Annotated in this window: 17 protein-coding genes; 6 read left to right on the top strand and 11 right to left on the bottom strand. The window is 36.9% G+C overall.

Annotated features, from left to right (window positions below; translation table 11 throughout):
• Positions 1 to 402 precede the first annotated feature (402 nt).
• Together SAGCYANO_RS41450 and SAGCYANO_RS41445 are read left to right on the top strand one after the other, a co-directional pair.
• Positions 403 to 1,041, top strand: a complete 639-nt coding sequence (locus SAGCYANO_RS41450; RefSeq protein WP_202225341.1) for a hypothetical protein — start codon at positions 403 to 405, stop codon at positions 1,039 to 1,041.
• Positions 1,042 to 1,540: 499 nt separating this feature from the next.
• Complete coding sequence (locus SAGCYANO_RS41445) at positions 1,541 to 1,939, top strand: response regulator (protein WP_202225340.1); 399 nt, start codon at positions 1,541 to 1,543, stop codon at positions 1,937 to 1,939.
• A 1,317-nt stretch (positions 1,940 to 3,256) separates the two neighbouring features.
• On the opposite strand, the gene SAGCYANO_RS41440 is transcribed toward SAGCYANO_RS41445, so the two are convergent.
• Positions 3,257 to 3,403: a hypothetical protein gene (locus tag SAGCYANO_RS41440; protein ID WP_202225339.1), complete on the bottom strand. Its 147-nt coding sequence runs from the start codon at positions 3,401 to 3,403 to the stop codon at positions 3,257 to 3,259.
• Positions 3,404 to 3,449: 46 nt separating this feature from the next.
• Between SAGCYANO_RS41440 and SAGCYANO_RS41435 the strand changes: the two genes are divergently transcribed.
• Both SAGCYANO_RS41435 and SAGCYANO_RS41430 read left to right on the top strand, forming a co-directional pair.
• Positions 3,450 to 5,168 carry an ABC-F family ATP-binding cassette domain-containing protein gene (locus SAGCYANO_RS41435; protein WP_202225338.1) on the top strand — a complete coding sequence of 573 codons (1,719 nt, stop codon included), beginning with the start codon at positions 3,450 to 3,452 and terminating at the stop codon, positions 5,166 to 5,168.
• 676 nt (positions 5,169 to 5,844) lie between these two features.
• On the top strand, positions 5,845 to 6,432 hold the full coding sequence (locus SAGCYANO_RS41430; RefSeq protein ID WP_202225337.1) for a hypothetical protein: 588 nt from the start codon (positions 5,845 to 5,847) through the stop codon (positions 6,430 to 6,432).
• A gap of 238 nt (positions 6,433 to 6,670) precedes the next feature.
• On the opposite strand, the gene SAGCYANO_RS41425 is transcribed toward SAGCYANO_RS41430, so the two are convergent.
• The 5 genes from SAGCYANO_RS41425 to SAGCYANO_RS41405 all read right to left on the bottom strand — a co-directional run bounded on the left by SAGCYANO_RS41425 (position 6,671) and on the right by SAGCYANO_RS41405 (position 16,308).
• Positions 6,671 to 10,285, bottom strand: a complete 3,615-nt coding sequence (locus tag SAGCYANO_RS41425) for a HEAT repeat domain-containing protein (RefSeq protein WP_202225336.1) — start codon at positions 10,283 to 10,285, stop codon at positions 6,671 to 6,673.
• Positions 10,286 to 10,313: 28 nt separating this feature from the next.
• Positions 10,314 to 12,626, bottom strand: a complete 2,313-nt coding sequence (locus SAGCYANO_RS41420; protein ID WP_202225335.1) for an NACHT domain-containing NTPase — start codon at positions 12,624 to 12,626, stop codon at positions 10,314 to 10,316.
• Positions 12,627 to 12,897: 271 nt separating this feature from the next.
• Positions 12,898 to 14,064, bottom strand: a complete 1,167-nt coding sequence (locus SAGCYANO_RS41415; protein ID WP_202225334.1) for an FAD-binding oxidoreductase — start codon at positions 14,062 to 14,064, stop codon at positions 12,898 to 12,900.
• Positions 14,065 to 14,740: 676 nt separating this feature from the next.
• Positions 14,741 to 15,187, bottom strand: coding sequence for a photosystem II protein PsbQ (gene psbQ, locus SAGCYANO_RS41410; protein WP_202225333.1), 447 nt, complete (start codon positions 15,185 to 15,187; stop codon positions 14,741 to 14,743).
• A 326-nt stretch (positions 15,188 to 15,513) separates the two neighbouring features.
• A complete protein-coding gene (locus SAGCYANO_RS41405) occupies positions 15,514 to 16,308 on the bottom strand; it encodes an SDR family oxidoreductase (RefSeq protein ID WP_202225332.1) in 795 nt (264 codons plus the stop codon).
• Between the two features lie 160 nt (positions 16,309 to 16,468).
• Here SAGCYANO_RS41405 and SAGCYANO_RS41400 point away from each other — a divergent pair, with 160 nt between their 5' ends.
• The gene (locus tag SAGCYANO_RS41400) at positions 16,469 to 16,651 is read left to right on the top strand and encodes a patatin-like phospholipase family protein (RefSeq protein WP_307786314.1); all 183 of its coding nucleotides are present in this window, start codon (positions 16,469 to 16,471) and stop codon (positions 16,649 to 16,651) included.
• A 406-nt stretch (positions 16,652 to 17,057) separates the two neighbouring features.
• On the opposite strand, the gene SAGCYANO_RS41395 is transcribed toward SAGCYANO_RS41400, so the two are convergent.
• The 4 genes from SAGCYANO_RS41395 to SAGCYANO_RS41380 form a co-directional block, all read right to left on the bottom strand.
• A complete protein-coding gene (locus SAGCYANO_RS41395; RefSeq protein ID WP_202225331.1) occupies positions 17,058 to 17,906 on the bottom strand; it encodes an alpha/beta fold hydrolase in 849 nt (282 codons plus the stop codon).
• 293 nt (positions 17,907 to 18,199) lie between these two features.
• Complete coding sequence (locus tag SAGCYANO_RS41390; RefSeq protein WP_202225330.1) at positions 18,200 to 19,621, bottom strand: serine/threonine-protein kinase; 1,422 nt, start codon at positions 19,619 to 19,621, stop codon at positions 18,200 to 18,202.
• 139 nt (positions 19,622 to 19,760) lie between these two features.
• Positions 19,761 to 21,140: a serine/threonine-protein kinase gene (locus SAGCYANO_RS41385; protein ID WP_202225329.1), complete on the bottom strand. Its 1,380-nt coding sequence runs from the start codon at positions 21,138 to 21,140 to the stop codon at positions 19,761 to 19,763.
• Between the two features lie 76 nt (positions 21,141 to 21,216).
• Positions 21,217 to 22,590 (bottom strand): serine/threonine-protein kinase, encoded by a 1,374-nt coding sequence (locus SAGCYANO_RS41380; RefSeq protein ID WP_202225328.1) that lies wholly within the window; start codon positions 22,588 to 22,590, stop codon positions 21,217 to 21,219.
• Between the two features lie 221 nt (positions 22,591 to 22,811).
• On the opposite strand from SAGCYANO_RS41380, the gene SAGCYANO_RS41375 reads away from it, so the two are divergent.
• A complete protein-coding gene (locus SAGCYANO_RS41375) occupies positions 22,812 to 23,885 on the top strand; it encodes a dipeptide epimerase (RefSeq protein ID WP_202225327.1) in 1,074 nt (357 codons plus the stop codon).
• A gap of 202 nt (positions 23,886 to 24,087) precedes the next feature.
• Here SAGCYANO_RS41375 and SAGCYANO_RS41370 read toward each other — a convergent pair whose 3' ends face one another.
• Positions 24,088 to 25,134: a M23 family metallopeptidase gene (locus SAGCYANO_RS41370; RefSeq protein ID WP_202225326.1), complete on the bottom strand. Its 1,047-nt coding sequence runs from the start codon at positions 25,132 to 25,134 to the stop codon at positions 24,088 to 24,090.
• Between the last annotated feature and the right edge of the window lie 567 nt (positions 25,135 to 25,701).

Raw genomic sequence — 25,701 nt, 5'->3', positions numbered from 1 at the left:
TTGCGAGACTCAGAACTGACAGGGACTATGCTTCACGAATCCAACTTTTGGCCCAGAGGGGCGGGTCTGTGTCATCATCGGAAGTTAAGCAAAAATCACTTCCTAATATATAGGACGTTTCAAGATTATATTTTATGACTTTATGACAAAAAATTTTTTTGACTTACGCGAGCAGGGGGACGGGTTCATGAATAATTTGTAACACCATTAACTTAACGCCGAACCCGCCCCTACTATTGCCACATTTTAGGTGTGTCACGCTACTACTGTGTGATTCACTTGCTTCTGACTTCTTATTTTTGACTTTTGACTTCTGACTTCTGACTTCGCTAACTCAGTGTATTTGTTGTCATATAATGACTTACGATTAAAATTTTTCCATATTACAGGGAGACTTAAGTCTTGGGTATAGAACTGCGCAGCTATGTATACATAGATAATTTGCAACCTCAACACGCCGCTTATATCGGTACAGTGGCCCTTGGCTTCTTGCCCCTACCTGGGGATACCTCTCTGTGGGTGGAGATTTCGCCAGGTATTGAAATTAACCGGATTACTGATGTGGCCCTCAAGTCTAATTCTGTTCGGCCTGGGGTACAGTTTGTGGAACGACTTTATGGTTTGCTAGAAATTCATTCCAGTCGTCAGGGAGATACGAAAGCTGCTGGAAAGGCTATTTTACAAGCTTTGGGGGTGGCGGAACGCGATCGCCTCAAACCTCGCATTGTCTCTAGTCAGGTGATCCGGAATATTGATTCTCACCAAGCACAATTGATTAATCGTAATCGTCGAGGCCAAATGCTTTTGGGTGGACAAACTCTCTATGTATTGGAAGTACAACCTGCTGCTTATGCTGCTTTAGCTGCTAATGAAGCGGAGAAAGCTGCTTTAATTAATATTTTGCAAATTCAAGCTGTGGGTAGTTTTGGTCGGCTTTATTTGGGAGGGGAAGAACGAGATATTTTGGCAGGTTCTCGAGCAGCTTTGGAGGCCATGCAAAATGTTTCTGGTCGGGAACATTCTCAGCAAGCTCAAGAATAAAAGAAGGAAGAAGGAAGAAGGAAGAGGAAGAAGGCGTTTAGTTATCTAGAGAGAAGGAAAAATCTGACGTTATCTGACCCCTATAAAATCTAGTTTTATGTACATAATGAAACATTTAGTTACCGAAAAATTCAGGTATAAAGCCTCTCCATTCATGGAGAAAAAAAGTGGTCGATCTTCGGAGCTTCCCGTAGGGTGGGATGGATGGGTTTCCTAACCATATCCAATCGACCAAGAGAAGAAAAAAAATCTTTTGATCCAATCCTCTTATTGATCAGAAGAGGTAATTATAAATTCTTAATTCTTAATTCTAAATTCTTGAATCTGTCTAGTCAAGTGTTTCTCGGAGTCATAAGGTAAACTTGTTGTTCTTCATTTTCTGTTCCCTACAAATATTGAGAATTGCTATATGATAATTATGCATGGGTACTTAGAAATTTGTACATAACCAATTTTGTTAAAACTTGTTCCTTAGAAAGAAATTGCTATAAATTTAACAATGTCAGAAAAACTTAAATTAATGGTTGTTGATGATGAACCTAATAATTTGGATTTACTTTATCGGACTTTTAGACGTGAATTTAAAGTTATTAAGGCAGAAAGTGCTACTTTAGCTATGGAAATTCTCGACACTGAAGGGGAAATGGCTATTATTATTTCTGACCAAAGTATGCCAGATATGACTGGTATTCAATTTCTGAGAAAAACAAGAGAGAGTTTTCCTGATACTGTTCGTATTTTGTTAAGTGGTTATGCTGAAGAACAAATAAATTGTGGTGTTGATGAGGTAAAAGAGGCTGATATTTTTAAATGTGTAACTAAACCTTGTTCTCTTCCAGAACTTAAAAGTGTTATTCAAGAATCTGTGGAATTATATAACACGAATAAAGGTTTATAAGAAAGAATAAAATATCTGAAGTGTATCAAAAAATATAGCAATTATATTATGAATGTCTAGAACTTATGATAGTTTTTAATTTTATGGATAGACTGTTTCAGCCGACTTTGGTAGTAAGTATAAATTCTGCCTCAATTACTAAAGCTTTTATCTAAAACTAAAAGCAATAGCTGAACGCTGTTTGCGTAGCATCCCGCAGGGAAGCGCTGACGGCTTTTTGCGCAGCATTCCGGAGGAAATGCTTACCAAATAATTACTAAAAACATTACCGAATAATTAATAATTAATAATTAATAATTAATAATTAAATAATTCGCGCCTTGAAGCCTTCCCTTTTAAGGGAAAAAAGCGGTCGAGGGATGGCGAGGTCCCCTCGCCATATCCAATCGACCAAGACAGCGGTCGTTAGCGCAGCTTCCCGTAGGGTGGGATGGCGTTTGCTAACGCACAACTACTAGACTGACACAACTTAAATAGTGCATTAGATGGGGAGATGGGGGATGGGGGGATGGGGAGATTGGGAGATAAAGACACCTAGAAACAAAATCTATTGCACAGTTTTAGCTGTGTCGGTCCACTACTAGACTGACACACCTTAAATGGTGCATTAGATGGGGAGATGGGGAGATGGGGGATGGGGGATGGGGAGATTGGGAGATAAAGACACCTAGAAACAAAAATCTATTGCACCATTTTAGCTGTGTCGGTCCACTAGAAACAAAAATCTATTGCACCATTTTAGCTGTGTCGGTCCACTACGTTAACGCGTAGCGTCCCGGAGGGAAGGGTCTCCTCGCCATATCCAATCGACCAAGAGAAGAAATAATATTTCCTTATATTCAATTCCGTAGCGGTTTTAACCAGAGGTAATTATCAATTATCCATTATCAGTTATCAATTAATGAATAACCATGACCTATTACTTAATAACTGAAGTCCTCAATAAATCTAATATTTTTTGTCAGTGAATACCGATTTTAAGAGAGGAACAATAAACGGAAAAATAGGTAATTAAAATATTCTCAAAATACTGATAACTGATAGGGCTATTTCAATCTAAAACTGTGCCATTTTATGTATTGAGGAAGCCACCTTATTTCAAGCTTTAGGAAATTTATCTTTTGCTGTCTAAAAATAAATAAATTTATTGCCAAAATCTAGAATGAAATGACTCTGGATCACTGATGACTGATAACTGATAACTGAAATGACCTACTCCCTAAAACAAAGGAATTTTGTATCTCACGCTTTTTGGGAATTGCAATAACTGAATTGATGTATAAAATATAATTAAAAATTGTTAAGCTTAAACATTATCTATAGCAGTCGAAGGAAAGGGCGCGGACATATCAAAAGCTTAAAACTCAGACAACGGAAGATTTTTCCTTCTTCCCTCTTCCTTCTTCCTTCTTCCTTCTTCCTTCTTCCTTCTGCTATAAGAGCCAATATTAATGATTTGGCCATGAAAAACATAACTTGCTCTTAACCTAAACTTGGAGACTAATTATAAATGCTGAGATTAGAACATATAAGTAAAATTTATCCTACAGGTGTTGTTCTTAAAGATGTTAACTGGGAGGTTAAACCAGGCGATCGCATTGGGTTAGTGGGTGTAAATGGGGCAGGAAAATCTACTCAATTAAAAATTATTACTGGGGAAATAGAACCTTCTTCTGGAGAAATTATTCGTCCTGCTAGTTTAGAAATTGCTTACTTAAATCAAGAGTTTGAAGTAGACCCTAACCGTACTGTGAGAGAAGAATTTTGGAGGGTATTTAAAGAGGTAAATGAAATCCATGAATCTATACAAAAAGTACAGCAAGAAATGGAAACTGCTACTCCAGAAGAGTTGGATGAATTGATACATAAATTAGACCGTTTACAACGACAATTTGAAGGTTTAAATGGTTATGGACTAGATGCAGAAATTGAGAAAATATTGCCCGAAATGGGATTTGAACCGGAAGATGGCGATCGCTTGGTTAGTGCTTTTAGTGGTGGTTGGCAAATGCGTATGAGTTTGGGTAAAATTCTCTTACAAAATCCAGATATATTATTATTGGACGAACCTACGAACCACTTAGATTTAGAAACAATTGAATGGTTGGAGGATTATTTGAAAAAATTAACTACTCCCATGGTGATAGTTTCCCATGACCGGGAATTTCTTGACCGTCTTTCGACTCAAATTGTGGAGACAGAACGAGGTGTTTCTAATACTTATTTGGGTAATTATTCGGCTTATTTACAACAAAAGTTAGAAAATCAAGCGGCACAACTGAGTACTTATGAACGACAACAAAAAGAAATAGAAAAACAACAAGCTTTTGTGGAACGTTTTCGCGCTAGTGCTACTCGGAGTACCCAGGCAAAAAGTAGAGAAAAACAATTAGAAAAAGTAGAACTTGTAGAAGCGCCCGTAGCAGGATTAAGAAGTTTAAGTTTCCGTTTTCCTCCAGCACCCCGTAGTGGTAGAGAGGTAGTAACAATTAAAGACTTAGTTCATACTTATGGGGATAAAATTTTATTTTTAGGAGCAAATTTAGAGATAGAAAGAGGCGACCGGATTGCTTTTTTGGGGCCGAATGGTTGTGGAAAATCTACTATTTTACGGATGATTATGGGAATGGAAGAACCCACAGAAGGAACTGTGAAATTAGGTAATCATAATGTTATTCCTAGTTATTTTGAGCAAAATCAAGCAGAAGCTTTAGACCTGAAAAAAAATGTGATGGAAACTATCCATGATGAAGTGCCGGAATGGAAAAATGAAGAGGTAAGAACTTTACTTGGTAATTTCTTATTTAGTGGTGAGACGGTATTTAAAAAAGTAGCTGCTTTAAGTGGTGGTGAAAAGGCACGTTTAGCTTTAGCAAAAATGTTACTTAAACCAGGTAATTTTATGTTACTTGATGAGCCAACAAATCATTTGGATATTCCAGCAAAGGAAATGTTGGAAGAAGCTTTGAAAAATTATGATGGAACTGTAGTTATTGTTTCTCACGACCGTTATTTTATTTCTCAGGTAGCAAATAAAATTGTGGAAATTCGTGATGGTGATTTTCAAGTTTATTTAGGAGATTATCATTATTATTTAGATAAGATTGAGGAGGAAAAAGAGGCAGAAAGAGTGGCAAAGATTATGGCTGAAAAAGCTGCTAAGAAAGCTGAGAAAGCTGCTAAGAAGAAACAGAAAGATCAGGAGAAAGCGGCGGCTAAACGTAAGTAACAGAAGTAGGGGCGGGTTCCACGTCAAGTTAACGGTGTCACCCATGGCTGAGTAAACCCGCCCCCGCTCCTAAACGTAAGTAAAAGGAGTCCAGTAGGTTGGGTTAAACGGCAGTGTTAGCGGAGCTTCCCGGAGGGAAACCCAACACAACCTTACTATTGTTGGGTACTGAAATTTGCCCCCCGAGCAAGCCAAGTTTGGGGGGAACAAGAGTCAATTTGCTTCAAAACTAAAGTCTTCTTCCACCTATCTTTTTATTTCTTCCTTCTTACTTCTTCCCTATCCCTTTTTCCTTCTTTTTTAACACTGAAATTTGCCCCCCTAGCCCCCCAAGTTTGGGGGGAACAAAAGCCAATTTGCTTGCTCTAGTCCCCCAAAATTGGGGGATTTAGGGGGCGAGTGATATAGCACTAGAAAACTAAAGTCTTCTTCCCTCTTTCTTCTTCCTTCTTACTTCTTACTTCTCTCTTTTTCCTTCTTTTTTAACCCTGAAATTTGCCCCCCGAGCAAGCCAAGTTTGGGGGGAACAAGAGTCAATTTGCTTGCTCTAGTCCCCCAATTTTGGGGGATTTAGGGGGCGAGTGATGTAGCACTAGACTAGAAAACTAAAGTCTTCTTCCCTCTCTCTTTTTCCTTCTTCCTTCTTCCTTCTTTCTTCTTCCTTCTTTATTTAACTATGTCTATTATTATTCCCTTTGAAAATATAATTTTGTTGACCTACCTCACAATATCTATGGGTTGGAAACAACCTATTGTGAGACTATCAAATTATCAAATTAATCCAGTAACAAGTCAGTTATTGACACAAAATTCTCAACCAGTCGCGGCAGAATTAACGGAGATTTTACCGAAAATTAAACAAGAAACTAAGGTGCCAATTTTACTTCCGAGTGAATTATTAATTACAGGCACAGATAATCAAATTTATGTTGATGGGAAAGGCACAAATAATGGTTATGAAATAACTTTGGCTTTTGAAAAAGATTGTAGTGCTAATGCTTGCTCCATTGGTTATATGAGTGGAGAAAAAGGAGGCAAACCTTTAGATGATGAATTTAGTCGAGAATTGAGTTTAGTACAAGACATTAAAGGATATTTTAGACCTTTAACTTGTGGAGCATCTTGTGCGCCTCCAATTATTGGGTGGGAATATCAAGGAGTATTCTATCGTATATCTTTAAAAGGAGTTGGTCAAAGTCCAGAAATTGAGGGGGAGACTTTGAAAAAAATGGCTAATTCTGCCATTGAAGCAGGAGCGAGGTAATTTCAGTTATCAGTAGTAGGGGCGGGTTCCGCGTCAAGTTAATGGTGTCACCCACGACTGGGTAAACCCGCCCCCACCCCAATAATCTGCGGGTTCCGCGTCAAGTTAATGGTGTCACCCACGACTGAGTAAACCCGCCCCCACCCCAATAATCTAATCCATAAAATTAGCTGTGTCAGTCCAGTAGGTTGGGTTAAGCGGCAGCGCAACCCAACAAAAGCGAAAAATCTGACCTGGACTAATTCTCTAATTGCTGTAATTTCTTTTTTGCCCACTCCCGCAGTTGTTCGTCTGGGTCATTTTCTGCTCTGTCTTGTAATAGCGGGAGGGTTTGCGGATTGTCTGGGTAATGTTTGACTATTGCTTCTAGTGCTGTTTGTCGAGGGTTGTCTTGAAAGTCATTTTCACGTTGAAAGGAGTCATTGAGGGCGGTGTGATAAAACAACTCAAAAATTCCCGACTCATTTTTCCAACCACTAGCAATTTGTTGCAGTGCTTCACGTCGCACATCCGAATTATCATCAAACTCTACCCACTGCTTGAGTAATTCTAAAATTCCCGGTTCATCTTTCCAACCACTAGCAATTTGTCGCAGTGCTTCACGTCGCACATCCGAATTATCATCAAACTCTACCCACTGCTTGAGTAATTCTAAAGTTCCCGGTTCATCTTTCCAACCACTAGCAATTTGTCGCAGTGCTTCAACTCGCACATCCAAATCATCATCAGACTCTACCCTTTGTTTGAGTAATTCTAAAATTCCCGGTTCATGTTTAGTAGCTATTTGTCTTAGTGCTTCAAGTCGCACATACCAATTTTCATCGGACACTACCCTTTGTTTGAGTAATTCTAAAATTCCCGGTTTATCTTTCCAAACAGTAGCAATTTGTCGCACTACTTCAAGTCGCACATCCGAATTATCATCAAACTCTACCCATTGTTTGAGTAATTCTAAAATTCCCGGTTCATCTTTCCAAACAGTAGCAATTTGTCGCACTACTTCACGTCGCACATCCCAATTTTCATCAGACACTACCCATTGTTTGAGTAATTCTAAAATTCTCGGTTCATCTTTCCAAACAGTAGCAATTTGTCGCAGTGCTTCAAGTCGCACATCCCAATTTTCATCAGACACTACCCTTTGTTTGAGTAATTCTAAAATTCCCGGTTCATCTTTCCAACCACTAGCTATTTGTTGCACTGCTTCACGTCGTACATTCCAATTTTCATCAGACACTACCCTTTGTTTGAGTAATTCTAAAATTCCCGGTTCATCTTTCCAACCACTAGCAATTTGTCGCAGTGCTTCAAGTCGCACATCCCAATTTTCATCAGACACTAACCATTGTTTGAGTAATTCTAAAATCCCTGGTTCATGTTTCCAACCACTAGTAATTTGTCGCAGTGCTTCACGTCGCACATCCCAATTTTCATCAGACACTACCCTTTGTTTAAGTAATTCTAAAATTCCCAGTTCATGTTTCCAACCACTAGCAATTTGTCGCAGTGCTTCAAGTCGCACATCCCAATTTTCATCAGACATTAACCATTGTTTAAGGCAAGTATAGGTTAAAGAGTCATCCCTCCAGGTTGCAGCTACCACTTCCACAGCTTGAGTACGAATTTCACGAACTAAGGCTGCATTTTTCTGATAAATTTCTTGAGAGTAACTGTCATAAGGTTCGTAAGAATAATCAAGATCATACCCAGTCAAATTTTTTAACTCATTTAATAACCGATTTCCCACATCACCAATACTCTGACGACTCCTAACTTCAAACAAACACTTGCCAGCTAAAAATAAATTCAGAAACTTTTCCTCTTCCCCGTCTTGCTCCATCAAATAACTAATAATTTCTCCCACAAACTTAGCATCAATCATCCCCGCAACTAACCGCAAAACCTCATGCCATTTTTCATCCTGCCAATGCTTATCAAAAACATCATTGATCAACCTATCCATTGAAATAGTTTGTGTTTCCTTAAACTGCCAAACAAAACTCCAAGCACAGAAATATTCCAAAAAAGTTCGATGCACAAAAGCATAATATTCAGCGCCAACAAAACATAAAATAAAATTCCGACTCCGCAACTGTTCCATCAACACCTTAGCCCAAATTTTTGCATTATTAATATCTACACTTTTGAGATAATCTTTAATAATCCTTTCTAAATCATTTTCAGAAATCAAATTACCAGCTAAACCTGCAATATTTCCCTGCATAAAATGAGCAACTCGACGCAAAATTGCCTGTTTATCTTTATAGTCAATAGTTATCGGGTCAATCTTTGCATCAACTAATGCTCTTTCTATATCCCATTGATGTAATAAAACCCGCGAAGCTTGATTATAAAGTTCGGCTCTATCTCTCGGCAATTCTTGATTTCGATTCAGAATAGCCATCATAGTTAATAAAAGGGGATTTCCTGCCAATTCCTTGATAGCTGGATAATCCTGAATTGCTCGTTTTAACCTTTCCCTTTTTCTATCTTTTTCCGCCTCATCCAGATAAGTCCAATTATGCCAACGTTGAATAAAATCCTCAATTTGTTCGGCTTCCAAATCTTGCAAAATAAAATGACTAAATTCAGCATCCCGGAGTTTTTGTGGTTTATAACCAATGACCCGCGAAGTGACAATAATTTGGACATTTTTATAGTCATTAGTAAATCGATTAATATCAGTTATTACCTCCTCTCGTTTAGCAGGATTAAAAACTTCATCTAATCCATCAAACATCACAATAGCATCGCCATTTTGTAACTTTGTATGGAGTTCCTGTTGAGGTAATTGACAAGTTATGCCGCTACCTTTTTCCAGAAAATCCAGAAAATTTTGGCATTTATTAGCATCATGGTTCCTAGCATAAGTCCGTAGTTCAATTAATATAGGAATTGGCTGTAAAGGCAAATCTTTCCGAGGTAATTCTGCCCATTGTAGAGCAATATATTGTAATAGAGTAGACTTACCAGAACCAGGGTCTCCCAAAATCACTAAATATTGATAATTTCTATCTTCAACTAACTCTAAAACCGAACGAATAGGTCGGTCTAAATATCTCCGACGGAGACCTTCCAATTGTTCTTGAGAAAAATCCTCCCCAAACTGTCCAGTCTCCTTTAATCGCTGCCGATATTCTTTAGGAATTTCATGTACTTGAGGCAGAAACTCCTGAGATTCCCGGACATTTTGAGGAATAAACATTCGCCATAATTTCAATTGATTATAGGCATAACCACTGGTATCTAAACTTTCTAATTTCAGATTGCCATATTGTTCTCGGATTCCCTCCTGATATTTTTCGAGGTCAAATTCTGGTCTAATTTCAGTGTTTTGATTTGCCAATTTATCCAGATTTTTTGAGTCTAATATTTCCCGTAATTCATCCGACTCTCGAATAATCTTTTTCACCCTTCTCTGATATTGCTTGGCAACTAATTCCCAGTCAAAATCATCTGGTAAAGGTCGATTAATTTTATCCCAGGTAGTAGCTAGTTTATTAGTATCTAAAATTTTGACATTATTATCAAATGCACTACCTAAAATTGCTAAAACTGATTGATTTTTAATGAACTTTTCTAAGGGTTCAATATACTGTTCTAATTGATTTTCATCTAATCCAACATCTTCTAATTCTTGCTTGACCAATTGCAAAAATTCTTTGATTGCTTCTATAGTTGCTTTTTCTAAAAGTTTTGTATTTATCAGGCTACCATTAAGGTCAGAAATAAGTAGCTTAAAAAAATATTTGACGTAGTCTTCAGCCGCACGTTTAGCTACTTCTCTGATAACTTCGCTAAGAAAAAATCCCACCCCTTGAGTAGCTCCCCAGGTGATTAGCCATTTCATCATATTATTTAAGCTCTTGACATTTCATGCACTAAAAATTAGCTAATTCTTCCTTTGCTTTCTCTTGCACATTCAAATCATTGTGAGATGTTGCAAGCTCCTCAAGCCATGTCTTAGTTGAAGGGTTATCCCTCCAAGTTGCTGCTACAATTGCTACAGCTTGAGTACGAATTTCACTATCATAATCAATATTATAACTTGTCAAATCTTTTAACTTATTCAATAGCTCGGAAGCTATCTTAGAAATAGGCTGAGGGTGCGTTACTTCAAACAAACAATTACCCGCCAAAAATAAATTCATAAATCTTTCCTCTTTTCCATCTTGTTCCATCAAATAATTAATAATTTCTCCCACAAACTTAGCATCAATCATTCCTGCAATTAATCGCAAAATCTCATGCCATTTTTCATCCCGCCAATGATTCCCAAAAACATCATCTTTCAATTCATCTATTGAAGTCTCCCGTGTTTCCTTAAACTGCCAAACAAAACTCCAAGCACAGAAAAATTCCAAAAAAGTCCGATGCACAAAAGCATAATATTTTGCACCGACAAAACACAAAATAAAATTCCGATTCCGTAATTCTTTGACCAGCGCTCTAGCTATAATTCTTGCATTCTTAATATCTATACTTTCTAGATATTCCTTGATAATTCTTTCTACATCATCCTCATTGATTAAATTACCAGCAAAACCTTCTTTATTTCTCTGCATAAAATCAGCCATCCGGCGCAATATTTCCTGCTTATCTTTAACTTGTATATAGTCAAGATCGATTAATTCAATATTTGCTCTACGAAGTGCCCTTTCCACATCCCACTTTAACAAAAGTTCTGAAGAATTAGTATATAGGTTGGCTTTATCTTTTGGCAGTTCTTGATTACGATTCATAATAGCCATCATAGTTAGTAATAGAGGATTTCCAGCTATTTCTTTAATAGCTGAAGAACCCTTAATTGCTTGTACTAAGCGCTCTTTTCTCCACTCCTTTTCTTCATCATTGTTATAAGTAAGTTCATGCCAACGCTCAATAAAATCCTCAATTTGCTTTTCATCCAAATCTTGCAACATAAAATGATAAAATTCAGCATCTCGGAGTCTTTGTGGTTTATAACCAATCACTCGCGAAGTAACAATAACTCGCACATCTTTATAGTCATTAGTAAATCGATGAATATCAGTAATTACATCTTCTCGTTTACCAGGATCGAAAACTTCATCTAACCCATCAAACATCACAAATGCATCACCATTTTGTAATTTTGCATGAAGTTCCTGTTGAGGAAGGCGACAAATAACTCCATTACCTTGTTCTAGAAAATCTAGAAAATTTTTACACTTATTATCATTATAGTTACTAATATAAATTCGCAGTTCAATTAATATAGGAATTGGATGAGAAGACAAATCCTTCGGTAATAATTTTGTCCACTGAAGAGCTATATATTGTAATAAAGTAGACTTACCAGAACCAGGGTCGCCCAAAATTACTAAATACTTATAGTTGTTGTCTTCTACTAATTCTAAAACCGAGCGAGTCTGCTGCTCAAAATATTTGCGCCGGAGACTCTCCAACTGTTCTTGAGAAAGTTCTGTTTCTAATTGTCCAGTCTCTTTTAATCGCTGCTGATACTCTTTCGGAATTTCATGAACTTGAGGCAGAAATTCTTGAGTCTCCCGTACTTTTTGAGGAATAAACATTCGCCATAATTTGACATTATAGGCATAACCTTTAGTATCTAAACTGTCTAGTCTGAGATTGCCATATCTTTCTCGAATTCCCTCTTGATGTTTTTTTAAGTCAAATTCTGGTTTGATTTCAATTTGACTTGTCAGTTTATCTAGATTTTCTGAATCTAATATTTTCCGTAATTCATCCGACTCTCCGATAATCTTTTTCACCTTTCTTTTATATTTCTTAGCAACTACTTCCCAGTCAAAATCATCTGGTAAAGATGGGTTAATTTGATTCCCAATAGTAGCTAATTTATTAGTATTTATAATTTTTACATTATTATCAAAAGCACTGCCCAGAATTTCTAAAACTGACTTATTTTTAAGAAACTTTTCTAAGGGTTTAATATACTGCTCTAATTGACTTTCATCCAGTCCAACATCTTTTAATTCTTCCTCTAGTAATTCTAAAAATTTTTTAATTGCTTCTGCTGTAGCTTTTTGTAAAGGTTCTTTCTTTGTTATGCGACCAATACTATCAGAAAGACATTGCTTAAAAAAATCTTTAACGTAATCTTCAGCAGCACCTTTTGCTAATTCTCCAATAACTTCCTTAGCAATAAACCCAACTGCTTGAGTAGCTCCCCAAGCCATTAACCATTCAATCATAATTATTTAATATCTTATATTTTAGTTATTTTTCATTATTAGGACTTACGGAAATTGATCAAGATTTAGGGGCGAATGGCATTCGCCCTTGCTATATTTAGAGTCCCTGCGTAAGTCCTATTTCATTATAAAAAAATTAGGAAGAATTTATAGCAGTATAATGAGGGCTAAAGCCCAACTACGAGCCTAATTATAACTTTTCTACCTAACATAATCAGGACTTACGCAGTCTATCTATTATATAGGTAGGGAGGGCGAATGCCATTCGCCCCTACATAATCATTTTCTCTACTGCTTCCGCAGTTGCAGGAGCTAATAACACCCCATTCCGATAGTGACCTGTTGCCAACAACACATTTTTAAACCCCTCCAAATAACCCACTGCAGGAGCTGCTTGACCTTCTGGACGCGGCCGCAAACCAGACCATTTTCTTAACACCGTTGCATCTGCTAAACTCGGGCAAAAACTAATAGCTCTCTCCATCACCGTATCCAATCTACTAGAGTCCGCTACCACCTCACCCACATCATCAGGAAATTCTACTGTTGCTCCCACCCAATACTCATTTTCCCCCACTGGTACAATATGCACATCATCCCCAGTTATCACTGGCTGAAAATCTAGATTTCCCAGAGGCGATCGTCCTTGCAAATGTAGAGCTTGACCCAACACGGGAACAATAGTAAATCTATGTTCAAAATTTGATTTACGCTTCAGTTGTAGAGACCTCAACTTACCATCTTTTATTCCTTCCAAACATGGCAACGACCCCAACCCCGCTGCCACAACTAACCAGTCTATATCCGCCAAAACAGGAGCTTTTTTAGTTGAGTCTAGACTTTTTGTCCGTATTTGCTGACAACGATATTCATTCTTTGGTAGCGCTATAGTATTATATTCCGCAACGGTTACTCCAAAATGAAAATTTACCCCATTTTGTTGAGCCGCTTCCACCAAAGCTAAAGTAAGCTCCACCGGGTTAATTTGCCAATCTTGAGGAGAATAAATAGCCGCTGTAACTTCAGATGTCTCGATCTGAGGAGAGCGATCGCGCAGTTGAGCAATATCCCACATTTCTAATGGTAAACCGTCTGCTTGCCGAATATCTATCAATCTTTTCCATCTATCTAAGTCATCCCCAGGCAAACACAACAACAAAATACCATCACGGTTATGAGAAATAGGGCGATTTATTTTTGCTTCCAACTCAGGAATTAAATTATGATAGCTCTGGACACTCATGCGCCTCATTTTCCAAGGTCTGCCTTTAACTTTTTGGCTAATTACCCCCATCAATACGCCCAAAGCAGCGCCAGTAGAAGCTTGAGCAGGTGCTTGTTTGTCCAATACCGTAATTTTTAACCCTTCAATTTTACTTAGTTGATAGGCGATCGATGCCCCAATAATTCCACATCCAATAATTACTATATGAGTCATTTCAGTTATCAGTTATCAGTTTAAAGTAAAAATTAAGATAGGGTACGCAGTGCGCACCCCATCAAGCAATATTGAAATTTATCGTCGCTACACTTCTGGTTGAGTGTACGATTTTAAGTTTGAGAAAACAGAATGTTCAACAGCACTATTGCAGAACAACTCTTATTGAAAACCTGACAGCCACCTACTAGGCTTTTTGTGCGTTACGCTACTGGACTGTTTCACCTAAAATAGTGCATTAGCCTTTTTGATAATCACCCCATCCCCCATCACCCCCAAATTCCCTCCACGGTCGGGGTTAGGGTGGGTTCCCACCCCCCCCATTTTCTAATGCACATTTTTAGATGAAACAATCCACTACTGGACTGTTTCACCTAAAATAGTGCATTAGCTTTTTTTGTCACCCCATCCCCCCATCACCACCAAATTCCCCTCCACGGTCGGGGTTAGGGGTGGGTTCCCATCACCCCATTTTCTAATGCAACATTTAAGATGAAACAATCCACTACTGGACCGATACAGCTAAAATGGTGCATTAGATTATTGGGGAGGGGGCGGGTTTATCTGAATAGTTTGTCACACCATTAACTTAACGCGGAACCCGCCCCTACTATTGCCACATTTTAGGTGTGTCAGGCTACTACCAATAACTGACTGCTGATTGCTGATTGCTTATTTAATTACTTTTCGGTATCAAATTTAAGAAAGTGACAAAATCTGCTATTGCTTCTTTGTACTCATTAGTCGCTTGCCGTTTGTCATTTGCTGCTGCTGCAACATCAATTTCCTCTAAATCCTGAAATACTTCCTTTGCTGCATCCGACACAGGTCCCTTATCCTTTGGCAATAACAAACTTTGGGTCAAATAGTTAGTCTTGCTCCGCAAGTCTCCTAAAGGCCCATGAATAAATGTATCTACATTTACCCAATCTTCCTTTTGAATTAGGGTTTTCAGTTCATCCATGCGATCGCGCAAAGCGACAATTCCGGTTGTGTACTGTTCAATTTTTTGTAATTGAGCATCTGAGTAGGTTGGCGGTGGAGCAGGGGAACCACAGCTTGCCAAAAACGCTACTAACAGCGCCATCATCCATGCTACTATTGAGCGTTTATTTAACATCATCTCTTTCGTAATCGACTAAATTGAATATTCCATATTAGATTTGACATACTCCCGACGTTGCGCATGGCGCGACAACGCGGGATTCTTCAGTCATGAAAAAAATGACCGCTGTTTTGACAGAGGTGATGTCCTCCCCCTGTATTGACCTTGATAATAACATGCATACCTCCTAGCTTGTCAAAGGTATAGGAAGGTTTTATTTGTGGAGATATCCGACTCAAGGCCCTGGCTTTCCCATAGGACGCTCCCCTGACCGGAGAGCGCGGGACTTCCCGCCAGGGAAGTTAAAATGGAAACGACCATTTTGGCAAGGGGAGTATATATACTTATTTATTTTGCTGAATACTTCTAAACTGTTTTTCTACTGCACTGATTAAAGTCTCTCGTGGGAAAAGACGGGACATATTAACAATTACCTGATTTAAAAAGCCTCCTGTCACAACATTAGACTGATTTTTTTCTAAGGCTTGAAGAGCATCTTTTACTACTTCTTCTGCCGGGGTCAATTTTGACATTGAAGAACCGCCTACAGATTTAGGAAATTCCGCTGTTTGGAAAAATTCTGATTCTGTCGGCCCAGGGCAAAGTGCTAATATCTTCACCCCTGAATCTTGATTTTCTGCCCATAATGCCTCACTAAAACTCAAAACAAATGCTTTTGTTGCACCATAAACTGACATATAAGGTAAAGGTTGAAAACCACCTATTGAGGAAACATTAATAATTGCCCCGGACTTATTTTGTTGCATTCCAGGTAAAAATAAATGTGTTAATTCTACTAAAGCAGTAATATTTAATTGAATCATATTAACTTGCTTTTCTAGAGGTCTCTCGGTAAAATTTCCATAGTCACCAAAACCAGCATTATTTACTAATAAATCTATACTTAATCCTTTCTGAAAAACTGTCTCAAATACAGATTTTGTTGCTGCTGGTGCTGTTAAATCTTGGACTATTACATCAGCCTGAATTTGATATTGACTTTGTAATTGATTTGCTAATTGTTGTAGTTTATCCTCTGAACGAGCTACCAATACTAAGTTAGTTTTTCTAGTTGCTAATTCTTTGGCAAAAATTTCACCTATTCCAGAAGAAGCACCTGTAATTAATGCAGTTTTCATTTTATTCGCTCTGAGATTAGTGATGTAAAGTAAAGTTATAAAATTACATTACATAATTAATCATAGTATAAAAAATATAAATTTTATTAAATATATACTAAATATTGAAATTTCAAGGAGTTTTGGTAGATTAATAAAAAGAAATGCCGGAGATAATATTATGACTTTTCGTATTCTATGCTTGGATGGTGGCGGTATTAGGGGTGTCATGCCAGCCCGTATTCTTGAGAAAATTGAGGAACAATTAGGTGGCCGTTTAAAAGACCACTTCGATCTAATAGCTGGTACTTCAACAGGGTCTATATTGGCTGTAGGAATTGCATTAGGGAAAAGCCCCAAATAATTAGTAGGGGAGTAGGGGAGTGGGGGAGTAGGGGAGTAGGGGAGTGGGGGAGTGGGGGAGTGGGGGAGAAGTAAACATAAGAATCAGGACTTACGCAAATTCACCTTGAAAACGCCATATGTAGGGGCGTTTTGCTACCGCATAACTCCGTTAACGCTCCGCGACATATAAAGCGGAGCTTTGCGGAACGCAAATGGCATTCGCCCTTACCGATTATATAACGATCAACAGAATTACAGCGCTTCCCGTTTTTATGAGGTACACCCACGCGGGCAAGATGCCCGCACTACATGATTTTCACCATTTATCCTATAATCATTTGCCCAAAATATGCTGTATATTACTCCGGAGCCAGCGGATTTGATATAACCGACCCCTACGCGATGAATAATTTGACGCCAGGAAGCTAAACTTCTTGCCTCCTCAAAAATAACAGTAGTTCATCTGTAATATCTCCAGACCAATGTTCTTGAGGATAATGTGCAGCTTCTGCTAATTTAACTAACTTTCCATTTTCACAAATATTAACTAAATTTTCAGCTTGACTAACATCTAACCAAGGGTCTTTTGTTCCCCAAACAATTAATGTAGGTTGTTGCCACCCTTTAAAGCCAGATTCAATTTCTGTCATTGAGTTTTTTAAGTCTAAATTTTGCACAATTGCTGATACGGATCTACCAGCAGCAGAACTTTTTAGATAAGGACTACGATAGACGTCTAAATCTTCATCAGCAACTGTTAAACAACTGCCTTTTTCTAAAGTTCGATCGACAAATAGAGGGTCTTGAACGAGCATATCACCAACAAAAGGTATGCCTAATTGTTTCATTTGCCAAGGTAATTTTGCTGTAGGAGAAAGTGGTGTATTTAAAATAGTTAAACGCTCAATTTTTCCTCGATTTCGCAAAGCATATTGTAAGCCAATAGAACCTAAAAATCCTTGAATAACTAGATAAAATCGTTCAATTTCTAGAGCGTCAATCAATTCTGCTAAAGCCTGAATAAAAGCTTCTGGTTTGTAGGAAAAATCTCGTTTATCTAATTTAGGGGATAAACCACAACCTATCCAGTCTGGAGCGATCGCTTGATAACCTGCTTCAGCTAATTCGGGCATCATAGCAGTCCAACTATGACTTTGAGCAGGAAATCCATGTAATAGTAAAATTGGCAGTTTATCTGTTTCGTCATTAGGTTTAGCTTCCCGATAAAACCATTCTAGAGAACCGACTGTTATATTTTTTTTCTCAATTGACACTTGTTTAGATCGATTTTTTGACTAGATTAACTTGGAGATTATATCATTATGTGGTAATTAGTAGTTATTTATGTAACGTTTCAACTAAGAGAAAAGTATTTATATCATGTCAGGATAATTAGTGATAAAAAAACTTTCTCCTTCTCCTCCTCTTTCTTCATTCTTTCTTCCCCTCCTGGGAGGGGCGAGGGGTGGGTTGACTCCTGACTCCTGACTCCTGACTCCTCTGTCGTTTATTTATAACTGTTCAACCGGACATAATATTATTGTCTTTTAGTTTGATCAAGCTTACTTTAATCTAATAATTTTTTATCTGGTTTTTTCAGACTTTCTTGAATTTTTAATTGTTCCAGAAAATCTTGAATTTCAGCAACTAAGTATTCTTGTTCTACTTCTTCTAGTAAAAAACCAAACTGATATGCTTTTCTGACCTCAAACAAACCGCAATTTATCATAGATGCTCCTTGGATTTCTATCTCCATATTATTAATAGCAATCTTGTTTATATCTACTGTTTTACCTCTGACTTCCTTGCTAAATATCAAAAATTTCCAGTGAATCAAAAATTCATTGTGAGAGATTTTAATCTGACTTTTGCTGGCTGAACACCATAATAAATAAGCCATCTTACTGAAGAAAAAGCCGAAAACGACAATACTAACAACTAAGGAAAAGGAAATAGAAACCATAGGTAAGAAATCCAACATTCTTTCTATAGTAGGACTATAGAACATAATAGATAATATATAACTTCCAGACCATCCTAGATGAAATAAGTTAAAAAGACATGAAAAAAAATCCTGTACTCGAAAACCTCTAGGTGGAATATTAACAATTAAGCTGCTAGGTGTTTTTTTCAAAGTCACTCGACTTCCTTTCACCCTAAAATCAACATCATAAATCATTTCTGATTTATTAGTAAGTACATTCAAAGCTGCTGTTGCCGACTGAAATCTATCTTCCCACATTGGTTCTAATATTATCTCTAACCAATTCATAAATTCCTGTGAAATTTCTACACAAGAACTAAAATCTATTTTCATTCTTTTTTGAGGTAATTCATCTGGGGAACGATGGGTTAATAAATACAATAAAGTTGCACCTAAACTATACAAATCTGAAGCACAATAAGCTTTTCCTCTTAACTGTTCCGGAGGCATATATCCAATAGTTCCCACAAAGGTTTCGCTGAGGGAAATTGTCTGACGATAAATATCTTGGACTGCCCCGAAATCTACTAAAAATACTTTTCCATCAGGTTGTAAGATAATATTTTCTGGTTTAATATCCCGGTGAATTATTGCTGGTTTGAGTTGATGTAAATAACTGAGAATATCTAATATTTGTATGGCAATTTGTTGAACTTGTGCTTCTGTAGGATGCCAACCTTTTTCTACCTTAGTTGCTAAAGAATCTCCCGACACCAACTCACGCATTAAATAAAACCGTCTATCTGTATTTGTATCAATATAAAAATAATTCAAATATTTGGGAATTTGAGGGTGATGCAAATTAGCAATAACTTTAGCTTCCCTCTCAAATAATTCTAATATTTTCCAGTCTTTTGCTTGTTGTAAAGAAACGACTTTAAGTGCTACTCGCTGATAATTTGTCAGGTCTTCTGCTTCATAAGTAATTCCCATTCCTCCCTGTCCCAAAGGAGTAACAATTCGGTATCTTTGAGTAATAATATCGTTAGGTTGGTGTAGAGTCATGTTGAATATTATCCAGTTTAACCATGATTTTTCTATTATAAGCTGATAGCTATTTTGACAACAATAAATCACCGTCACTCAAACATCATCGGATTTCAATTAAGAAAAAATATTTTACTTCTGTCAAACGCACATTAATTTAATAGATTTTTCGGCTTTTTTGGGATTTTAATTCTTGCAAAAAATCGGAAATTTCAGCAACTATCCATTCTTTTTCTTCTTTTGTCAATGAAAAACCAAATTTATGCTTTTTTACACCTTCAAACAAAACGCATTCTTCCCATTGTTTTGATTTACGAGATTTCCTGTTAATTTTATTAATAGCAATTTTGCATAAATCTACTGTTTTACCTCTGACTTTACGACTAAATAACAAAATTTTCCAGTGAATCAAAAATTCATTGTGAGAGATTTTAATCTGAGTACTGACTAAATGCAATAAACTGACTAAAATCCAAAAGGTGAAAGGGATTAAATATAATGAATGTGTTCCTATACCAATATTTCTCAGAAAAATAATAGCAAGCTCTTTAAATAAAAATTCCCACCAAAGAAATAAAAAAGGCAATAAACAACCGCAACCTAAAATATCTCGTGGATTAGGTGGAATATTAATAATTAAGCTTTGGGATGTTTTTTCCATAGTAACTAGACTTTCTGGAGGTTTTTGATGAATAGATTTAACACCAGACGAAGCAGTATAAATAATTTCTGATTTATTAGTAAGTACATTCAAAGCTGCTGTTGCCGACTGAAATCTATCTTCCCATATCGGTTCTAATATTACTTCTAACCAATTGGCAAATTCTGGTGAAATTTCCACACAAGAACGAAAATCTATTTTCATTCTTTTTTGAGGTAATTCATCTGGGGAACGATGGGTTAATAAATACAATAAAGTTGCACCTAAACTATACAAATCTGAAGCACAATAAGCTTTTCCTCTTAACTGTTCTGGTGGCATATATCCAATAGTTCCTACAAAGGTTTCGCTGAGGGAAATTGTCTGACGATAAATATCTTGGACTGCCCCAAAATCTACTAAAAATACTTTTCCATCAGGTTGTAAGATAATATTTTCTGGTTTAATATCCCGGTGAATTATTGCTGGTTTGAGTTGATGTAAATAACTGAGAATATCTAATATTTGTATGGCAATTTGTTGAACTTGTGCTTCTGTAGGATGCCAACCTTTTTCTATCTTAGTTGCTAAAGAATCTCCCGACACCAACTCACGCATTAAATAAAACCGTCTATCTGTATCTGTATCAATATAAAAATAATCCAGATATTTGGGAATTTGAGGATGATATAAATTAGCAATAACTTTAGCTTCCCTCTCAAAAAGTTCTAATATTTTCCAGTCTTTTGCTTGTTGTAAAGAAACGACTTTAAGTGCTATTCGCTGATAATTTGTCAGGTCTTCTGCTTCATAAGTAATTCCCATTCCTCCCTGTCCTAAAGCAGTGACAATACGATATCTTTGAGCAATAATATCATTAGGTTGGTGTAGGGTCATGTTCACTATCCTGTAAAAAATATTTATTCTATTTCACTCCTGACTAACTCAGGTTTATCCAATATTTTCCTGATTTTTAGACATTTTTATGGGGTTTTAATTGTTTGATAAAATCTCGAATTTCAGCAATTACCCACTCTTTTTCTATTCTATTTATAGAATGGCCAAACATATGTTTATTATCCAACAATGTAGATGTTTTTTTTCCACCTTTCAATAAAAACGTGATAACTTCTCTTGCGCTATTGTAAAAATCTTGTTCAATATAAACTCGCATTATATCTTCTGTTTTAGCTGTGATTGTACGACTAAATACCCAATAACTCCAGTTAATCAAAAACTTATTTTGATGTATTTGGATATGAGTTTTATGGTAGAAATCAAATGATAGATAGAATACAAAAATAGTCATTAATAATGAACTAAGTACCCACCAAATTATATGACCCATTTGTAATGTCATAAGGTAGCTAAAAAATAATATAAAAGGCACAGTTACAAAGAAATATATCTCTGGTTTTTGTCCTTCCGGAGATGGAATATCTATAATTAAACTTGTAGATGTTTTTTTCAGAGTTACTTCACTGCCTTCAGGTTTTTGATGAGAGTATTTAACTGAAGAGGAAGCAGAATAAATCATTTCTGACTTATTATTAAGTACATTCAAAGCTGCTGTTGCCGACTGAAATCTATCTTCCCACATCGGTTCTAATATTAATTCTAACCAATTCATAAATTCTGGTGAAATTTCCACACAAGAACGAATATCTATTTTCATTCTTTTTTGAGGCAATTCATCTGGGGAACGATGGGTTAATAAATACAATAAAGTTGCACCTAAACTATATAAATCTGAGGCATAATAAGCTTGTCCTCGTAATTGTTCTGGTGGCATATATCCAATAGTTCCGACAAAGGTTCCACTGAAAGACATTGTCTGACGATAAATATCTTTAACTGCCCCAAAATCTACTAAAAATACTTGACCATCAGGTTGTAAAATAATATTTTCTGGTTTAATATCCCGGTGAATTATTGGCGGATTTAGTTGATGTAAATAACTGAGAATGTTCAAAATTTGAATCGCAATATTTTTAACTTGTATTTCTGTCGGATGCCAACCTTTTTTCACCCAATTTGCTAAGGAATTTCCCCACACCAACTCACGCATTAAATAAAACCGTCTATCTGTATCTGTATCAATATAAAAATAATCCAGATATTTGGGAATTTGAGGATGATGTAAATTAGCAATAACTTTAGCTTCCCTCTCAAAAAGTTCTAATATTTTCCAGTCTTTTGTTTGTTGTAAAGAAACCGCTTTAATTGCTACTCGCTGATAATTTGTCAGGTCTTCTGCTTCATAAGTAATTCCCATTCCTCCCTGTCCTAAAGCAGTGACAATACGATATCGTTGAGCAATAATATCATTAGGTTGATGTAAGGTCATTTCAGTTATCAATTATCAGTTATCAGTACCTCCTGGAATAGGGAGGCTTGAAATATGGAATATTCTCTTTTTTTATCCCCTTAAAAGGGGAGGGTTAAGACCAAAATTTTTCGGTCATATTCACTATTATATAGAAAAGTATTTATTCTATTTTACCTCAGACTAATTCACATCAATCCAATTTGATGTAAGCTGGCAGAGAATTATTAAATTTATTAATCATGCAAATTCAGATTCAAACATTTACTGTCCATAAAAGATTTCCTTTAACTATTAGTCGAGGAACTACTGCCGAAAGTAACAACATTTTGGTAAAAATACAACAAGAAGGTATCGAAGGTTGGGGAGAAGCTTCACCTTTTTCTTTAGGGGAAAAACCACAAACTACAAAAATTTTACAGCAAGCTTTAGAGCAACTTACCCCTGCTCTAAAAAAGTTTACTCCACTTGACCGACAACAAATAGAAAAAGTATTGATAGAGTTGGAAATACCATCCGCCGCTAGAGCAGCTATTGATATTGCCTTGCATGACTGGGTGGGTAAAAAAGTTGGGTTGCCTTTATGGCGACTTTGGGGGTTAGAACGCGATCGCATTGTTCCCATCTCAGTTACTATTGGTATCAGCACCCCTGAAGCTGCCAAACAGAGAGTGCGAAACTGGCTAGAATTTATTGATGCGCGGGTGTTGAAAGTAAAATTAGGTAGTCCGGAAGGTATTGAAGCAGACCAAGCAATGTTGATGGCAGTCAAAGAAGAAGCACCCGCAGATGCTTTGTTATATGTAGATGCTAATGGGGGTTGGAGTCTGGAGGATGCAGTCAAAATGTGTGACTGGTTGGCAGGGGTTGGGGTTATTTATGTGGAACAACCATTAGCTGCTGTTTCAGCGATCGCCACTCTACCTCATCTTTACAGTCGATCGCCCTTACCTATTTTTGTGGATGAAAGTTGTTTTACTGCTAAGGATATTCCCGTTTTGGCAGAAATGGTGCATGGCATTAATATTAAGTTGATGAAGTCTGGGGGGTTAACTGAAGCAATGCGGATGGTTTATGTAGCTAAAGCTTGTGGGTTGAAAGTAATGTTTGGTTGCTATTCTAACAGTTGTTTGGCAAATACAGCAGCAGCACAACTTGCTCCACTCGCTGATTATTTGGACTTGGATAGTCATCTCAATTTGATTGACGATCCATTTATTGGTGCAGTCATGGAAAAAGGGCGGCTGTTACCGAATGATTTACCTGGGTTGGGAGTTAGTGAAGTTATGAAGTCAGAAGTTGAGAAGTTATACTAAATCTGGTAGCATCGGTATTATTCAGTATTTTTGTTGGGTTGCGCTGTCGCTTAACCCAACCTACAACTTCTGACTTCTGACTTCTGACTTCTGACTTCGTTAACAGGGACGGCAGTGGGAGCATCTTGCTCTCGTGCTTTGTTACCAACATAGCTCCATTATTCGCTTTTTCCTTCTTCCTTCTTCCTTCTTCCTTCTTGAATCAATTTAATTGAACCTCTTTGCTCACATTTACCAATACTTTATCACCTCGCATCAAACTATACTGACTCTTCCATTTACCCAGAGCAAGCGGACGCTGAGAATTATTACGTTTTCCTGCATATCCTACCCATGTTTTATTGGCAGATTTAATTTCTGTTTTATTGTCTATAACCTGCTCTCCGTTAGGAGCAAATAATTGATAATGCTCTATATCTCCAGGCAAAACACCGTATATTTGTACCCAAAATATTAATGCTGCAATATCTCCAGGTAAAACTGTGTCGTAAAATTTGCCTTTCCATAAATCATCCATAGTAGGCGCCTCCCCAGCAAACCCAGTCCGAATAATACCAGTTGGTTTATAACTCAACGGTTGTTGCCAAATTGGGTTACGAGAAGTATTACAACCACTCTCAGCATTAACTCCCACAAATGGGTCTACTATTTCTCCCTGATATCTAAAACTCAAATGTACATGAGGGAAAGAAGCTAAACCAGACTCTCCTACCATTCCTAATTGAGTACCTGCTTCCACAACTGTTCCTGGTTTAACAACAACGCTACTATTGCGGAGATGGCAAGACTGAGTTTCCCAACCATTACCATGATCTATTACGACTCCGTTACCGCATTCAATACCATCAACTGCATCTTTATCTGCCTGATTTTTTACCCGTTTGTCAGGTATTCCATCTCGCACTCTTAATACTTTACCTGGAGCTACTGCTTCTACAGGTACACCTCTGGCCATTGTTTCTTCATCAGGTATAGCAAAATCTGTTCCTTTGTGACCGTCGTAAGTTTGCCGACCGCAGCCAAAATCTACTGCTTTTGGACTGGGGTCGCGATCGCTGTACAATAAAATAAAACAGTCTTTGTCTAAGTTACATTTTACAGGTAGGTCAAATTTGGAGTTTGCTACTTGAGCAATAGAGTTGTCAATAACATAATTTTCAAATATTACAGTGTTGGCGTTAGCATTATAGCTGGCTAATATTATGACTAATATTGTGAGGAAGGTGTAAAAATATTTTTTCATTTTCATAAGTTTTTGATCCTCTAAAATTCATCAGTTGAATAATTAACAATTACTTCTCCTTAAAACAGATAAGATTGGCTAAAATAATTTTTTTCTTTATTTTTCCTTGATGTCTAGAGACTTTAAATCTTAATTATTCGCTGAAATAATAGTCAAAGATTGACATACTGGTTAAACTATTAATTCCAAAATATTTGTTATATCATGTTCCCCCTCCGGGGGAGCTACGCTAACGGATAATCAGTTATAAATAAAATTGAAGGACTGACAGTGCCGACAGTACCAAATAAATACTAAAATTATCAATACTATTCCTCTTTTCTTCCCTCCTGACTCCTGACTCCTCACAAAAGTTATTTATAAGTATTCAACCGAACATGATCAGGACTTACGCAAAATATCAAATTATACACCATCTGTAGGGGCGAACGGCTGTTCGCCCCTACTAGATATAGCTGAATGCTTACATAATTAATTATCGAGATTTAAAATAATACCAAATCCAGTTGTCAAAATTTTCCGGCATAAATTTGCCGTTAGAGTTTTCAAATATAGTTTTGCCGTTGTGAGAAA

This window comes from Okeania sp. KiyG1 (assembly GCF_014132355.1).
Lineage (GTDB): Bacteria > Cyanobacteriota > Cyanobacteriia > Cyanobacteriales > Microcoleaceae > Okeania.
This window is presented reverse-complemented; position numbering and strand designations above follow the sequence as displayed.

Coding starts and splice junctions, on each gene's coding strand:
- SAGCYANO_RS41445 (WP_202225340.1), top strand. CDS start 1,541: ATGTCAGAAAAACTTAAATTAATGGTTGTTGATGATGAACCTAATAAT.
- SAGCYANO_RS41440 (WP_202225339.1), bottom strand. CDS start 3,403: ATGGCCAAATCATTAATATTGGCTCTTATAGCAGAAGGAAGAAGGAAG.
- SAGCYANO_RS41435 (WP_202225338.1), top strand. CDS start 3,450: ATGCTGAGATTAGAACATATAAGTAAAATTTATCCTACAGGTGTTGTT.
- SAGCYANO_RS41430 (WP_202225337.1), top strand. CDS start 5,845: ATGTCTATTATTATTCCCTTTGAAAATATAATTTTGTTGACCTACCTC.
- SAGCYANO_RS41425 (WP_202225336.1), bottom strand. CDS start 10,285: ATGATGAAATGGCTAATCACCTGGGGAGCTACTCAAGGGGTGGGATTT.
- SAGCYANO_RS41420 (WP_202225335.1), bottom strand. CDS start 12,626: ATGATTGAATGGTTAATGGCTTGGGGAGCTACTCAAGCAGTTGGGTTT.
- SAGCYANO_RS41415 (WP_202225334.1), bottom strand. CDS start 14,064: ATGACTCATATAGTAATTATTGGATGTGGAATTATTGGGGCATCGATC.
- psbQ (WP_202225333.1), bottom strand. CDS start 15,187: ATGATGTTAAATAAACGCTCAATAGTAGCATGGATGATGGCGCTGTTA.
- SAGCYANO_RS41405 (WP_202225332.1), bottom strand. CDS start 16,308: ATGAAAACTGCATTAATTACAGGTGCTTCTTCTGGAATAGGTGAAATT.
- SAGCYANO_RS41400 (WP_307786314.1), top strand. CDS start 16,469: ATGACTTTTCGTATTCTATGCTTGGATGGTGGCGGTATTAGGGGTGTC.
- SAGCYANO_RS41390 (WP_202225330.1), bottom strand. CDS start 19,621: ATGACTCTACACCAACCTAACGATATTATTACTCAAAGATACCGAATT.
- SAGCYANO_RS41385 (WP_202225329.1), bottom strand. CDS start 21,140: ATGACCCTACACCAACCTAATGATATTATTGCTCAAAGATATCGTATT.
- SAGCYANO_RS41380 (WP_202225328.1), bottom strand. CDS start 22,590: ATGACCTTACATCAACCTAATGATATTATTGCTCAACGATATCGTATT.
- SAGCYANO_RS41375 (WP_202225327.1), top strand. CDS start 22,812: ATGCAAATTCAGATTCAAACATTTACTGTCCATAAAAGATTTCCTTTA.
- SAGCYANO_RS41370 (WP_202225326.1), bottom strand. CDS start 25,134: ATGAAAATGAAAAAATATTTTTACACCTTCCTCACAATATTAGTCATA.